At 35.8% G+C, this 14,393-nt stretch carries 11 protein-coding genes and 3 pseudogenes; 10 read left to right on the forward strand and 4 right to left on the reverse strand.

Annotated elements, in window-relative coordinates; translation table 11 throughout:
• Positions 1-451: 451 nt before the first annotated feature.
• On the forward strand, positions 452-1,921 hold the full coding sequence (gene ltrA / locus ONG75_RS01320) for a group II intron reverse transcriptase/maturase (protein WP_264375419.1): 1,470 nt from the start codon (positions 452-454) through the stop codon (positions 1,919-1,921).
• 222 nt (positions 1,922-2,143) lie between these two features.
• Positions 2,144-2,338, forward strand: a pseudogene (locus tag ONG75_RS01325) (J domain-containing protein); the annotation flags it as partial.
• A 340-nt stretch (positions 2,339-2,678) separates the two neighbouring features.
• Here ONG75_RS01325 and tnpC (ONG75_RS01330) read toward each other — a convergent pair.
• The gene (gene tnpC, locus ONG75_RS01330; protein WP_264375454.1) at positions 2,679-4,061 is read right to left on the reverse strand and encodes an IS66 family transposase; all 1,383 of its coding nucleotides are present in this window, start codon (positions 4,059-4,061) and stop codon (positions 2,679-2,681) included.
• 97 nt (positions 4,062-4,158) lie between these two features.
• Here tnpC (ONG75_RS01330) and ONG75_RS01335 point away from each other — a divergent pair, with 97 nt between their 5' ends.
• The 3 genes and pseudogenes from ONG75_RS01335 to tnpC (ONG75_RS01345) all read left to right on the forward strand — a co-directional run bounded on the left by ONG75_RS01335 (position 4,159) and on the right by tnpC (ONG75_RS01345) (position 6,949).
• Positions 4,159-5,058, forward strand: a complete 900-nt coding sequence (locus ONG75_RS01335; protein WP_264375567.1) for an ankyrin repeat domain-containing protein — start codon at positions 4,159-4,161, stop codon at positions 5,056-5,058.
• A gap of 27 nt (positions 5,059-5,085) precedes the next feature.
• A pseudogene (locus ONG75_RS01340) lies at positions 5,086-5,464 on the forward strand (transposase); the annotation flags it as partial.
• A gap of 102 nt (positions 5,465-5,566) precedes the next feature.
• The gene (tnpC, locus tag ONG75_RS01345; protein ID WP_264375454.1) at positions 5,567-6,949 is read left to right on the forward strand and encodes an IS66 family transposase; all 1,383 of its coding nucleotides are present in this window, start codon (positions 5,567-5,569) and stop codon (positions 6,947-6,949) included.
• A gap of 117 nt (positions 6,950-7,066) precedes the next feature.
• On the opposite strand, the pseudogene ONG75_RS01350 reads toward tnpC (ONG75_RS01345), so the two are convergent.
• Positions 7,067-8,108 (reverse strand): annotated as a pseudogene (locus ONG75_RS01350) (IS256 family transposase); the annotation flags it as partial.
• 219 nt (positions 8,109-8,327) lie between these two features.
• On the opposite strand from ONG75_RS01350, the gene ONG75_RS01355 reads away from it, so the two are divergent.
• Complete coding sequence (locus ONG75_RS01355) at positions 8,328-9,350, forward strand: IS110 family RNA-guided transposase (RefSeq protein WP_264375440.1); 1,023 nt, start codon at positions 8,328-8,330, stop codon at positions 9,348-9,350.
• A 123-nt stretch (positions 9,351-9,473) separates the two neighbouring features.
• On the opposite strand, the gene ONG75_RS01360 is transcribed toward ONG75_RS01355, so the two are convergent.
• Positions 9,474-9,596 carry a hypothetical protein gene (locus ONG75_RS01360; protein WP_264375568.1) on the reverse strand — a complete coding sequence of 41 codons (123 nt, stop codon included), beginning with the start codon at positions 9,594-9,596 and terminating at the stop codon, positions 9,474-9,476.
• 287 nt (positions 9,597-9,883) lie between these two features.
• Positions 9,884-10,213: a hypothetical protein gene (locus ONG75_RS01365; protein WP_064085722.1), complete on the reverse strand. Its 330-nt coding sequence runs from the start codon at positions 10,211-10,213 to the stop codon at positions 9,884-9,886.
• Positions 10,214-10,364: 151 nt separating this feature from the next.
• On the opposite strand from ONG75_RS01365, the gene gap reads away from it, so the two are divergent.
• The 4 genes from gap to ONG75_RS01385 all read left to right on the forward strand — a co-directional run bounded on the left by gap (position 10,365) and on the right by ONG75_RS01385 (position 14,385).
• Positions 10,365-11,336 (forward strand): type I glyceraldehyde-3-phosphate dehydrogenase, encoded by a 972-nt coding sequence (gene gap / locus ONG75_RS01370; protein WP_264375569.1) that lies wholly within the window; start codon positions 10,365-10,367, stop codon positions 11,334-11,336.
• A gap of 3 nt (positions 11,337-11,339) precedes the next feature.
• Entirely contained in the window at positions 11,340-12,098 is a 759-nt protein-coding gene (gene tatC, locus ONG75_RS01375) for a twin-arginine translocase subunit TatC (protein ID WP_010401503.1), read from the forward strand.
• A 134-nt stretch (positions 12,099-12,232) separates the two neighbouring features.
• Entirely contained in the window at positions 12,233-13,018 is a 786-nt protein-coding gene (locus tag ONG75_RS01380; RefSeq protein ID WP_264375570.1) for a nucleotide-binding protein, read from the forward strand.
• 407 nt (positions 13,019-13,425) lie between these two features.
• On the forward strand, positions 13,426-14,385 hold the full coding sequence (locus tag ONG75_RS01385; RefSeq protein WP_264375556.1) for an IS5 family transposase: 960 nt from the start codon (positions 13,426-13,428) through the stop codon (positions 14,383-14,385).
• Positions 14,386-14,393 lie beyond the last annotated feature (8 nt).

Genomic DNA, 14,393 nt, shown 5'->3' on the forward strand with positions numbered 1-14,393 from the left:
CTGTGTGTCCAGAGAAGGCAAGTATGTTCAGTGGGAGGTAGACCCACCAGGATAAAAGTCGAAGTCCTGTAGCTAGGGTAGCAATGTGGAGGGAAAGCAAAATGTTGAAGCCTACCGACAACGTTATCATAGGATAATGGCGAATTACCAGGCCGTAGCGAAAGCAAACATATAGGTGGCCTCGAAAACGATAAGAACTGAAGGCTGAGCCAGCGGTCAATGGGCGAAAGCAGAATAGGCAGTTGAAAAACGACTGATACAATTGTTCTACTTCAGCGGGGTGGTAGTGATAGCATGGTAATGAGGACATACAAAGCAACTGGAGAAGCCCTCCTCATCCCAAGGAGAAATACCTTGGAGTGGTAGGTTCTATAACTGGAAAACAGGAAAAGAACCGAAGATGAGAGGGTGGCGGATGGGTGCGTAGTAGTAAAGAAGTGAGGTAACTCTCATGGAGCAAAGGCACCCTACTAGTAGAAATCTTTTAACAAAAAGGAAGGTAAAGGTAAAAATGATAAAAATGCCAATAAAATTACAAGACCTGAGAAGAAAGATATATACCAAAGCGAAAACAGAACCGGAATGGCGATTCTGGGGAATCTATGTTCACGTCTGCAAGATGGAGACACTAGAAGAAGCATATAAGCTGACAAAGAAGAGCAAAGGGGCACCAGGAATAGACGGGGTGACATTTGAATCGATAGAGGCAGAAGGCTTAGAAAAGTATCTTCAACAAATAAGACACGAACTAATAACCAAAACCTATAGCCCAAATAGGAACCGGAGGAAGGAAATACCAAAAGTTGGGGGAAAACTCAGAACGTTGAACATACCCTGCATCCGGGACAGAATAGTGCAAACAGCACTGAAGCTAATACTTGAACCAATATTTGAATCTGACTTTCAGGACGGATCATATGGATATAGACCTAGGAGAAAAGCGCATGAAGCAATTGATAAAGTATCGAAAGCAGCAATCAAAGGCAATACAAAAGTTATTGACATAGATCTGAAATCCTACTTCGACAATGTGCGACACCATATTCTTATGGAAAAGATTTCCAAAAGAGTAAATGATAAAGAAATCATGCACTTGATCAAGCTAATCCTCAAAGTAGGAGGGAAACGAGGAATAGCGCAAGGATCACCACTTTCACCACTAATAAGCAATATATACCTAAATGAGGTAGATAAAATGCTAGAGAAGGCAAAAGAGGTGACAAAAGAGGGAAAATATCGACATATAGAATACGCCAGATGGGCAGACGATTTAGTGATACTGATAGATGGGCACCAGAGATGGGAATGGCTAGAAAAATTAGTGTATAGAAGAGTACAAGAAGAATTAGCAAAACTAAAGGTAGAAGTAAATAAAGAAAAGACAAAAGTAATTAACCTAAAGGAAAGAGAGACATTCAGCTTTCTAGGATTTGATTTTCGAGAGAAGATCACAAAACAAGGAAAGTGGAGGGTACAAACAACACCACAGATGAAAGCGCGGACAAACTTACTTCAAAAATTGAAGGAGGTATTTCGCGACCACAAATCGCAACCAATATGGAAAGTGATAAATATCATTAATCCAATACTGAGAGGGTGGACAAACTACTTTAGGATAGGAAACTCAGGTCGAAACTTTAACTACGTGAAACTATGGGTAGAGAAGAAAGTAAGACGCAAATTAATGAAAGCTAGAAAAGCAAAAGGATTTGGCTGGGAGAGGTGGAGTAGCGAATGGATATACGAAACACTAGGTCTATATAAAGACTATAGATTAAGATATTACGTTCCGAAAGCAGCCCCAGTACAAGATGTTATAAACTTTGGTAAGAATCTGCTAGGAAAGCGTAGTGCGGGAAAACTGCATGCTGCGTTTGACGAGGCGGGAGCTGGAAACGTAAACATGGGAATTTTGGATTGAGGCCCAACATGAAAATAATGGATCAGCCACCAAGCCCTAAAGAGGCGCGCCAGTTCTCGACCCTACCTAAGTAGTATAGAGATGTTATTCCAGTATCAAGGACTGAAGTTTCCTGATCTACAATATTTGTACAGTTATGAAATAGACGTAATTTGACATAAAAAGCTTTACTTTTTGAAATTTTGGGTTACGTTTAATTTAACATATTTCAGTGGGAAATTTATTGTAGGTAGAAAGGAAGCTTTAAAAATATTAGGTTTTGAATCAAGCGATGCGCCCAGTGAACAAGAAATTAAATCAGCGTATAGAAAATTAGCCTTGAAATATCATCCTGATAAACATTCAGGTAAAAATGAGGTTGTGAAGAAACAAAATGAAGAAAAATTTAAGCAGCTAGGTTCTGCATATGAATTTCTTACTAAGGAAAGCATAGAAGAGGTTACAAATCTAACTGACGAAAATTTAAATGAAATTAATTGTATCCGTTCAGGGGAGTGGTTTAAGAAATGATAGATAGGAGATTATGAAAAGGGTTTTAGCCGTATGGAAGTGGGATGAAAAGAAGCACTGGTTTCACATGCGTCTGAACAGACACCATTTTACAGCATTTTAAATTTGTCCTGTGCAATGTTTGTACAGTTGCGATAAAAATTACTTGACAAATTTTGACAGCTTTGTTATTTTGATAGTGAAGATATTCTAGAGCTCGAAATCTATCTTCGTCTGCAGACTTTTCGTATCCGTTCAGGAGAGTGGTTTAAGAAACAATAGATAAGAGGTTTTGGAAAGGATTGAGACCCCTTTGTTTCCATGTTAAGTATAACGAAATTATCCGTTCAAGGAATGCATTTCCCCGCTTTGATTGTGTAAAATACGAATTTTTGCGGTAAACGACATAATGCCGTATCTGCTGTTCAGCATGGTTGTTTGTCAGCGGAATGTTTTTTGGGTCATCTAAAAAATTCCACATCATTCTTTCAGATTTCAAAATATTTTTCGCAACTCGAGAGGCTCCAATTGCTTCAGGTAAGTAGGATATTTCCTTCAAGTAATACCTTGTACGTTTTCGCAACTTTCTGGCACGTCTGGCAAATCTAAAAACATCTATCTCATTTTTTAGCAAAGCCTTTTTTAGTGCAAATAATTCAGTAGCTACATTTCTTAAGTAACAGCCAAGAACTTTGACTTCAATATTCCAACTATGCGCTAATCTTTCAAAATCCCTTGCTAAGTGTGCCCAGCAGATTTGCCTTTTTTCATCAGCAAAGTAATTGTATACTGCGTACCTGTCGGTTACCACTAAGCTATTATGATTGCAGCATGCGTTATTTTTTAAAACTTTCATTCCTCTTGACTCTGTCAACTTCACAAAACTTGCCGTATTGCTTGCAAACATCCAACACCAAGCGAGTTTACCTTTGTTATAATGGCTCGTTTCATCAATATGTAGAACTTTACTCCTACTTATCTCTTGTTCGATCTGCTCATACATTTTTTTGCATTTTGAAGCAACTCTATGTTCACTATTTGATATGCTAACGACGCTTATGTTCAAATTGAAGATATCATTTACGACACTCGCTATTTCGCGTTTTGAATTTTTGTAGAATCCGCTGAACGCTGCAATTATTGACTTAACCCTTGGACCAAATGTATCTGACGTAACACCTTCTGGTAACTTACTGCTTCTTCTTTTTCCGCATCTCCGGCAACGACCATGCTCCATCTGATATTCCACTACATAAGGCCTAATTTCCGGAAGATCAACTTTTTGATGAATGTACGGTCCATTGCATATTGCAATCCCTCCTCCGCATTCACAAGTAGATGACAACTTTACTTTTATCACCTCATCTGCATCCATTTTGGCGCGAAAACTTCCTTTATGACCAACCTGACCACCAACGTTTCTGTCGCTCTTTGGCTTGTCCTTTTTTATTTTGTACAACTCTCTAGAGCTTGGTAGAGATGAATTTTTCGAGTTTAAACCAAGCCTTTCCTTTAATTCAGCGTTCTCTATCTTTAAAGCCTTGTTCTCTGCTTTTAAACTTTCATTCTCCCTTTCCAGCTTTTCTATTTTTGCTTCTAACTTTTCTATTTTTTGCTGTAAATTTTTGCAAAGCTCTAAAAGGTTTACCACATTACCTCACTTTTGCTCTATGATTATCTTTTTAGATCACCTTGTCTACCTTATTCTGCCACTCCGCTGAACGGATACAATTAATTCGCCTGGAGATTTGAGGTTTTACTTAAGTAGGTCTCTATATAATCAGGATATAAAGTTTCTTGAAAAGCTTTTTTCCAAATTTAAAAGCAGTAAAGATGGAAGATTTGGTGATTACATCAATGAAGAACTTATTTGTATTTACTTTCCATTATCTCTTGCTTTAATGCAAGCCAAAAATTCAAGAGATTATAGTATTTTGAAACTTCTTTTAGAAAATGGTGCTGATCCTAATATAAAGCTATTACATAATGAAGCTTCGTTACACTATTATATGGTTCTCGATGACAGCAGAATTGTAGAGTTATTGTTACAATATGGTGCTGACCCTAATATGGTAGATAAAAATGGTAAAAATCCTTTGTTTGAAGCGCTTTTGTGTGATGATGATCATACTATGGAAATACTTTTGAAATATGGTGCTGACCCTAATATGGTAGATAAAAATGGTCGAGGTCCATTATATCAAGCAATCAATTGTGACAACGATAAACGCGAAAAATATTTAGAGTTGCTTCTAAAGTATGGTGCAGATCCTAATCAGGAGGTTAATGGCTCCAGAGTTATAGAGTGTGCTCCATATTTCACTAATAATGGTGTAATGAATTTGATTAAAACGCTTACTCTGCCATACGGTAGCAATGATAAAGTTAAAGGGTTGATGGCTGAATACGGTGGAGTTGATAGACGTTATCTACGTGATCAAACGATACTGACTTGTTGTTGCTTAATCGTCGCTTCTGCTACTTTTTTTAGTATAGCTTCTCCTTTGCGCTATGTACCGACAGCAATATTTGCACTTGCTGCGTGTTTTTTTATTAAAAATGCTGTACATGCTGCATTTTTTGCAAAAGAACCTTCTACTGAGTTTACCGAAGCTAGAGCTTGTCCAGAGATTAGTAAAAGGCTATAATATCTAAAGTTTTAGTGCTGGGTAAAGATGAGAAAAAAGCATCCAGCAGACCTAAGTCAAAGGGAATGGACAAGAATAGAAAGCTACTCCAGAGTATCATACAGGAAAGGAGGAAGGTCGTCAAAGTATAGCAAAAGAGAAATATTAGAAGCAATTTTCTATGTATTGTGTATAGGTGTAAATGGCGGTATTTACTATGTGATGGGATACCAAGGAGAAAATTTAAAAAATCATATAAAGGAAGAATATGGTATGGATATTGAGATTGTCAAAAGGCCTTCATGTAGGTTCTAAGTCAACAAAGACACACCGCCTTAGCTACTACCAATGAGGGGTTTAAAGTGCAGCCAAGAAGGTGGGTTGTAGAAAGGACTCTTGCTTTAGGAATAGAAGACTATCGAAAGAATAAGATTTACTCACTGAAAATTTCGTATCCGTTCAGCGGAGTGGCAGAATAAGGTAGACAAGGTGATCTAAAAAGATAATCATAGAGCAAAAGTGAGGTAATGTGGTAAACCTTTTAGAGCTTTGCAAAAATTTACAGCAAAAAATAGAAAAGTTAGAAGCAAAAATAGAAAAGCTGGAAAGGGAGAATGAAAGTTTAAAAGCAGAGAACAAGGCTTTAAAGATAGAGAACGCTGAATTAAAGGAAAGGCTTGGTTTAAACTCGAAAAATTCATCTCTACCAAGCTCTAGAGAGTTGTACAAAATAAAAAAGGACAAGCCAAAGAGCGACAGAAACGTTGGTGGTCAGGTTGGTCATAAAGGAAGTTTTCGCGCCAAAATGGATGCAGATGAGGTGATAAAAGTAAAGTTGTCATCTACTTGTGAATGCGGAGGAGGGATTGCAATATGCAATGGACCGTACATTCATCAAAAAGTTGATCTTCCGGAAATTAGGCCTTATGTAGTGGAATATCAGATGGAGCATGGTCGTTGCCGGAGATGCGGAAAAAGAAGAAGCAGTAAGTTACCAGAAGGTGTTACGTCAGATACATTTGGTCCAAGGGTTAAGTCAATAATTGCAGCGTTCAGCGGATTCTACAAAAATTCAAAACGCGAAATAGCGAGTGTCGTAAATGATATCTTCAATTTGAACATAAGCGTCGTTAGCATATCAAATAGTGAACATAGAGTTGCTTCAAAATGCAAAAAAATGTATGAGCAGATCGAACAAGAGATAAGTAGGAGTAAAGTTCTACATATTGATGAAACGAGCCATTATAACAAAGGTAAACTCGCTTGGTGTTGGATGTTTGCAAGCAATACGGCAAGTTTTGTGAAGTTGACAGAGTCAAGAGGAATGAAAGTTTTAAAAAATAACGCATGCTGCAATCATAATAGCTTAGTGGTAACCGACAGGTACGCAGTATACAATTACTTTGCTGATGAAAAAAGGCAAATCTGCTGGGCACACTTAGCAAGGGATTTTGAAAGATTAGCGCATAGTTGGAATATTGAAGTCAAAGTTCTTGGCTGTTACTTAAGAAATGTAGCTACTGAATTATTTGCACTAAAAAAGGCTTTGCTAAAAAATGAGATAGATGTTTTTAGATTTGCCAGACGTGCCAGAAAGTTGCGAAAACGTACAAGGTATTACTTGAAGGAAATATCCTACTTACCTGAAGCAATTGGAGCCTCTCGAGTTGCGAAAAATATTTTGAAATCTGAAAGAATGATGTGGAATTTTTTAGATGACCCAAAAAACATTCCGCTGACAAACAACCATGCTGAACAGCAGATACGGCATTATGTCGTTTACCGCAAAAATTCGTATTTTACACAATCAAAGCGGGGAAATGCATTCCTTGAACGGATAATTTCGTTATACTTAACATGGAAACAAAGGGGTCTCAATCCTTTCCAAAACCTCTTATCTATTGTTTCTTAAACCACTCTCCTGAACGGATACAAAATTTCATATATCTGGCTATGAGTAGAGTTATGTTAAGGGGAGAAATATGCTTGAATTCCGGGAGTGTTAAACAAACTGTGTCAAATCGCATTTTTAGTTCAACTCGATTTTTAACCTACCAGGAAAAAAGATATCAAGTTGAGAAATAGTAAAAGCCCAATCATGTATAGGCATAGTCCATTTCTCTCCTGCCTTCTTTATAGCACAATATACCTATTCATACAAGGCATTTGTGCTAGTAAATGAGCCCTTAGTTTTAGTAAATTTTCTGATCTGTCTATGTAACCCTTCAATAGGATTTGTGGTATAAATTAACTTTCTTACAGGGCCGGAATATTTAAAATAACTAGACAGATTTTCCCAATTATTCTCCCAAAACTAAAGTATATTTTTCTCCCCATTTTTCCTCTAGCTCAAGCAAATAATTCTCGGCTATTTCTCTACTTGATATGTTTTTTTCAAATCATTCATGAAAACTTTTGCTCGATACATATTTCAGTGAATTTCTTATCTGATGTACTATACATTTCTGCTTTAGGAAATACGCTATTTATAGCTGTAGGAAAGCTTTTTAACACAAGCTATCAGAATATCATCTACTCCTCTCTCCTTTAGGTCATTTAGTACTCCCAACCAGAACTTCACTTTCAGCCAAATAAAAACCCAAAACTTCTTTTCTGCCATTTTGCTAATATGTTATACATACATTTGCTTACACAATGCCCGTCCTCCTTGACCTTAAAAAACCATGAACACTATTGGATATACAGATTGCAGCGGACGACTGCGCCATTCGTTGATTACTGGTAACAATTTGTCAGTAATACTTGATATCTCTGCTGCAGATATTTTATATTTCTTCTACATGCGATGCTATATCCCATGCCACTGGCATATGTACTTAAAACCTTTGCTTCAAGTTCGTTTGTTTGCCTTTTTCTGACTACTTGTGGCTCGAAACTTCCTTCTCTATCTCTTGGTGTCAATAGTTCAAATACTTGTCCGTAAAGTCTTTGAATTTCTTCGGTTGTTTTCTTCGCTTTCAGCCGACAAATGGTTTTCTATCTCGCCTTCCCTCTAGCAGTTTTTTTATAAATGGTGTTAATGCTCCATCTCTTCCTGTCAATGGTCTTGTATCTTGTAAAAAGCATCTAATGTTTTAAGCTTAAGCATTAGATGGAGAAGAGAAGAACTCTGTCAGTGGTCTTAGATATAAAATCTGTAAGGTAGATAAGAGTTCTCTTCTCAAGAGTACAGGCTGGACGGTATCGTAGAAAAACCTAAATGGTTCTAATTCTGTATTCACAAGACTAGCCTTACTTTTCATTTTTAATGGTAACGCATGGGGTTATATATGATCAACAACTTTTTAGGTATAGATGTATCGAAAGATCGCTTTGATGTTTTTCTCTCGTTCATAAGCAAAAAAGGAAGATGTGAAACTAGAAAAAGGAGTTTTAAAAACGAGGATTCTGGGTTTCAAGGTTTACTTAGCTTTCTACAAAAACATAATGTAGAAGAAGTAAAAGCCTGCATGGAGGCTACTGGTTGTTATAGCGAAGCTTTGGCTGAGTTTCTGCACAACGCTGGACATTCTGTTAGTGTTGTAAATCCTTATTGCATAAAATCTTATGCAAGGAGTAAGCTGATACGACAAAAGAATGATCAGACCGATGCAGAAGTTATTGCTGATTATTGCCAAAGACAGGAACCTTCTAGTTGGACACCACCTTCTCCTGAAATGAAAAAATTAAAACATCTTTATCGTTGCTCAGTTGCGTTAAAAGATGAGTTAACATTAGTAAATAACCACTTAGAAAAAAAAGAGAGACTGCTTAAAGAAGTTGCAAGTGCTTGGGAAGACCTTGCAATGAATATAGCTCAAAAAATAGAAACAATAAAAAACTCCGTACGTGAACTATTAAATCAACATAAAGAATTGTTGGAAAATTTTCAACTTCTATTGACTATTCCAGGAATAGGAGAAGAATCAGCAATAGCTATTTTAGCTGAAGTTCCTGACATAGAGGTTTTTAGAGATGCCAGGCAATTGGCAGCATATACAGGAGTTATACCACGAAATATGACGTCAGGTTCCTCTGTATATGCCAAACCCAGATTAAGTAAATCCGGTTCACAAACATTACGTAAAGCACTTTTCTTTCCTGCTATAGTAGCTAAGAATCACAATCCTATCATTATTAGTTTTTGCCAGAGATTAAAGGAAAAGGGTAAGCATAATATGGCTATCGTTGGTGCTGCAATGCGTAAGCTACTCCATATCATTTTCGGTGTTCTAAAATCCAAAAGTGCTTTTAATCCTGACCATATCAAGAATTACAGGGCAAAGCGGTTGGAGGAGAATTTAGTACTTTAAAATCAAAAAATGCGTACTTTCTATCTTATGTAAAATAGCATTTTACACAAATTTATTTAATGTAGTTGGTTAGTGTATATGTTGATAGAAAGTATTTTTTGATTTCGTAATACAGCTTAAGATTCAATTTCTATAATTTTCTTGTTGACTGACAAGACGGTATCTTCCTTCTCGTATAGATAATAAGATATTTGTTTCTAATTCTTTATAGTCTACCAAACCGGTAGTTGTGTTTGCTTGACTCATTGTCAAACCTCCATTTTTTTATCAATTTATTACTTTACTTCTCGGTTTGACACAGTTTATTTAACCATACGCGTCAAGTTAAGGAAATATCGTGAAATATAGCAACATTTGAGATGGGCATTTTATTTGTTACATTTATTTTTTTAGGGAGTTCTTATCTAGAAGAAGATGATTTTTTCAGAAGAATCTATAAATTAATAACTTTATTACTTAATATATAAAATAGTTTTTTTTCGTTTCCTTTCTTCCTTATACCACTTTTCCTTAACTTGACGCGTATGGTTTATTTAACACTCCCGCATTTCCAAATTTTGTGAAGATTCAAATTCTTCTTGCATATCCAGTATGTCTTCTATTACTTGCTGATCTTCATCTCTTTCTTCTAATTGAAATGCTGCTGCTTCTTGAGGTGTTTCTAGCAGTTTTTTTAATATTTCTGTGCGCAGTTTCTCTGGTATTGATTTCCACTGTAGCATTACTAGCATTTCATTGTGCAGCACTGACATTTTCTGTAGTGTTTTCACTTTTTCTGACAGTCCTTTATTTTCTTTTTGCAATGCTTCTATTTTTCTTTGCTGATACTGATTATCTGAATTTGTCATTGGTAATCCATGCATAACCTACTCCAAGTTAAAATTTAGATATTATTAATTAAGTGATACAGTTTCTTTAGTCAATCAATATATTATAACATTAGGATTAACAGCTAAAAGAATAGAATGAAATATCAGGCAATATCCTCTATAATTAAACTTTTAAGATGGAAAAATGACAATTCGTGTAGGAATTAATGGTCTTGGTAGAATAGGCAGAAGTGTATTGCGTGCTATTTTTGAAGTAGAAAACTATAGCGAGCAAATAGAAGTTGTGGCGGTAAATGGGTCGCTCAGTGCTGAGCAGCATGCACATTTGATTAAATATGACTCTGTTCATGGCAAATTTAACGGCGATATTGATTTTAACGAGTCTGAAAATTGGCTATCTATAAATGGCAGGAAATTTTCTTTATATAGAGAACGTAGCCCTGAAAATATTCCTTGGAATGTTGATGTAGTGCTTGAATGCACTGGTGCATTCAACAAGCGTGCGGAAGCAGCAAAGCATAATGCAGAGAGAGTAATTGTCTCTGCTCCAGTTTCAGATGCTGATGTAACTGTAGTTTACGGCGTAAATAACGATATGCTAAAAAAGGAGCATAAAGTGATCTCAGCAGGTTCTTGTACTACAAACTGTCTGGCTCCGATTGTACACGTTTTACACTCCAATTTAGGTATAAAAAGCGGTTTTATGACCACTATACATGCCTATACGAATGATCAAAATATTCTTGATGGCAACCATAGAGACTTACGTAGGGCAAGAGCTTGTGGCCTTTCTATGGTGCCAACTACAACTGGAGCAGCAAAAACAATTGGTTCTGTCATTCCTCAGTTAAAGGGTAAGCTAGATGGTACTGCTATTAGAGTTCCGGTTAGCAACGTTTCTATGGTTGATTTTAAATTTACGACTGATAAGAAGGTAACAGCTGGAGAAATAAATGAAATGTTTAAGAATTCAGCAAATCATGTGCTTTCCATATGTAACGAGCCTTTAGTTTCAATAGACTTTGTCCATAACCCTTATAGTGCAATTGTGGATTTAGCTGGTACATATGTCACAGGTGATATCTGTAGAGTTGCAGCGTGGTACGATAATGAATGGGCTTTTTCACTGAGAATGTTAGATATATCTTTATTGTAAAGTATGAACGAAAACTCACAAAAATATGCTTCATTTTATGAGCACTTTGCGGAACTTAGAAAAAGGGTTATTTTTTGCTTTCTATTTTTTTGTGTTACCTTCGGGTTTTGTTACTACTTTAAAGAAAATATATACCGCTTTTTACTTGCACCTTTAATAGAAGTTACAAAAGATAGCAATGATTTTTCTCTAATCTATACAGACTTAACAGAAGCGTTTTTTGTATATCTCAGGGTTGCAATAATGAGTGCACTGTTGTTTTCTTTTCCTGTGTTTGCATGGCAATTCTATATGTTTCTAGCACCTGGCTTATATAAAAGAGAAAGGGCAGTGTTATTGCCATACTTAATTGCAACACCGGTTTTGTTTGTAACGGGAGCCGCTGTAGTTTACTACTACATATTTCCCCTAGCCTGGAAATTTTTTATTGCTTTTGAACATAGCGGTAAATCTTTCGGTATACCAATAGAGTTTATGCCATCAGTTAGTGAATATTTAGACCTTGTTCTTCAATTCATGTTTGCGTTTGGTACTGCATTTCAAATTCCAGTCATACTAACCTTAATGGTGAGAGTAGGGCTAATCACTGCACAAAGTTTGTCAAATAAACGTAGAATTGCGATAGTAGTAATTTTCATTATTGCTGCAATCTTAACTCCACCTGATGTACTAAGCCAAGTAGGGCTTGCAATTCCAATGTTGGTATTATATGAGCTGTCTATTCTGATATGTAGATATATTGAGAAGAAAGCAAAGGATTGAATTAAGAATATTATTTATAAACAAAGAATGAGCACCGGAGCACTTTTTCTTGAACATTGAAATGGGATTATGTAAACTGCCCTTATTGATTTTTTAGTAGACGCCAAGTGAATTAAAATATTATGAGGTGTGTTATGATAATAGTTGTTGGTGGTCAAAAAGGTGGTACTGGTAAAACGACCATAGCCACAAATATAGCGGTGATGCGTGCTAGGGAAGGTAGAAATGTCCTTCTCTATGATCTTGACCCATTAATGCTAGCTACCTTGTGGGCATCCCAGCGAGACAAGGACAAAAGTTTACCGAAAATTAACAGTATTCACAAGGTGTTAGGCCAAATTAACATTGGTGTAATAATCAGAAATGAGCTACAAGCTTTACAGTCCAAATATCAAGATATTATTGTTGACGCAAGAAGAGCAGATGAAACTTTAAGGGCTGCCTTATCATTAGCTAATCTAGCTATATTTCCGATTCTTCCATCTGCACCTGATATGTGGACGTTTAACACTCTGAGCAACTTAGTTGCCGGTGCTCAGAGTTGTAACAAAAACTTTCAAGCAAGAATCTTACTTAATCGAATGAATACTAATCCAGTTGTAACTAAAACAGGAATTGAAGAATGTGATGCTTTTTTAAGCTGTTTTGACAACTTAACAAGGTTCGATAGTTTTTTGAGTCAGCGAATTGCAATTTCACGTGCCTCTCGCAAAGGTATGGGTATTGTTGAATCAGACGATTTAAAAGCAATTAGAGAATTTGAATCTGTTTATGAGGAAGCCTTATCTACTGTTAGAAAACCAGGGCCAGCACAGTCAGTGTTAAGGTTGCCACCTAGTTTACATCAAAAATTGAAGGAAATAGCCTTTATAACGCTAATTCTGGATGGCTTTGTTGCATCGCTATCTACGGCGGATTAAAGATAAAAAAGATGAAGAATATCAGTAGCTTATTATTCTAGCATTTATAGTAAGGACGGTCAGTGAATATCTAAATTTGAGTAAAAGAAATTTTACTACCATTCACTAATCTAGCTAAAATTCAATAATTTCAATGCTTTAGCTATTTTAAGTAGAATTAAATTTACTAATACAAACAATAAATTACTATTCTTAAATTTGATCAGATTGACTGCAAAAAAATAAGATTTTCAATAAGTTGCTTGTATAGTTAGCCTTTCATAGGTAGCGATGCAACAAAGCCATTCTGGATGGCTTTGTTGCATAGCTAGTGTTGGTTGAGGTTATTGTAAGAAGAAAAGCTTTTTAATATATGGCTACTAACGCATTTTGTTGTAAAATAGGCATTTTTCAAACAAGTACAACTTATGCCACAAAAAATGAGAGTAAGTAACCAAAGAGAATATAACGAGTTTCTCAAAAAAAGAGGAAATGTTTTTCATTTTGTTAATCAAGCCATAGAAAATTGGTATGAAAATAGTCCAAAAGTTGCAGGTGGCAATAACACTTATAGTGATAAAGTTGTAATTTTAATACACATAATAGTTCATCTTTTTAGAATTGGCTTGAGACAAGCTGTAGGTTTTGTAAAAGGTTATATGGTACAAATAGGCAAAAAACTTAAGATTATCAGCTATACACAAGCTTCCAGAAGATTTAAAAAGCTTAATTTGAAGATTGATGACCATAGAAGCAATAAAGATGATCTGGAAAATGTTGAAATTGCCGTAGATAGCACTAGAGTTAGTATCTACAATAATAACGGTGGGCATAGTAAGCTTAATATTCGAAAAAGGAAATACAGTGGTTATGGTCAAGTAAGAAAATTACATGTTGTTTTAAACATAAATGATAAGAAAGCAATAAGCATGAACTACACTAGTGGTGTTGCTGTAGACTATTTGCCGGTCTGCGATATGTTAGAAGAAGTCAGTGATAAATATAACATTTGTTCTATTCGAGCAGATGCGGCTTATGATATAAAAAGTGTGTATAAAGAATGCAGAAAATACAATATTGTGCCTATTATTCGCCCTAGGAAGGATACTAAAATTTGTTTAGCTGACTACTTATCAGAAAGAAACAAGTATATTAGTAGAATTAGGTCATATGAGAATTATGAAGATGGTATTAATGAATGGAAGAAAAAAGTTAAGTATGGAGCACGGTCTTATATTGAAGTCTTTTTCTATAGGTTGAAGCAAATATTTGGGTTTGGCTTGAAAAATAAATCAGAGGTAAATCGTGAAAAAGAGCTGTTAATTAAGTGCTACTTATTGAACAAATTTACTGATATAGGTATGGCTAAATTTAAATTAGCTGCGTAATTCACTGT

Origin of the sequence: Wolbachia endosymbiont (group B) of Sphaerophoria taeniata, assembly GCF_947179355.1 — a bacterium.
Classification (GTDB): Bacteria; Pseudomonadota; Alphaproteobacteria; order Rickettsiales; family Anaplasmataceae; genus Wolbachia.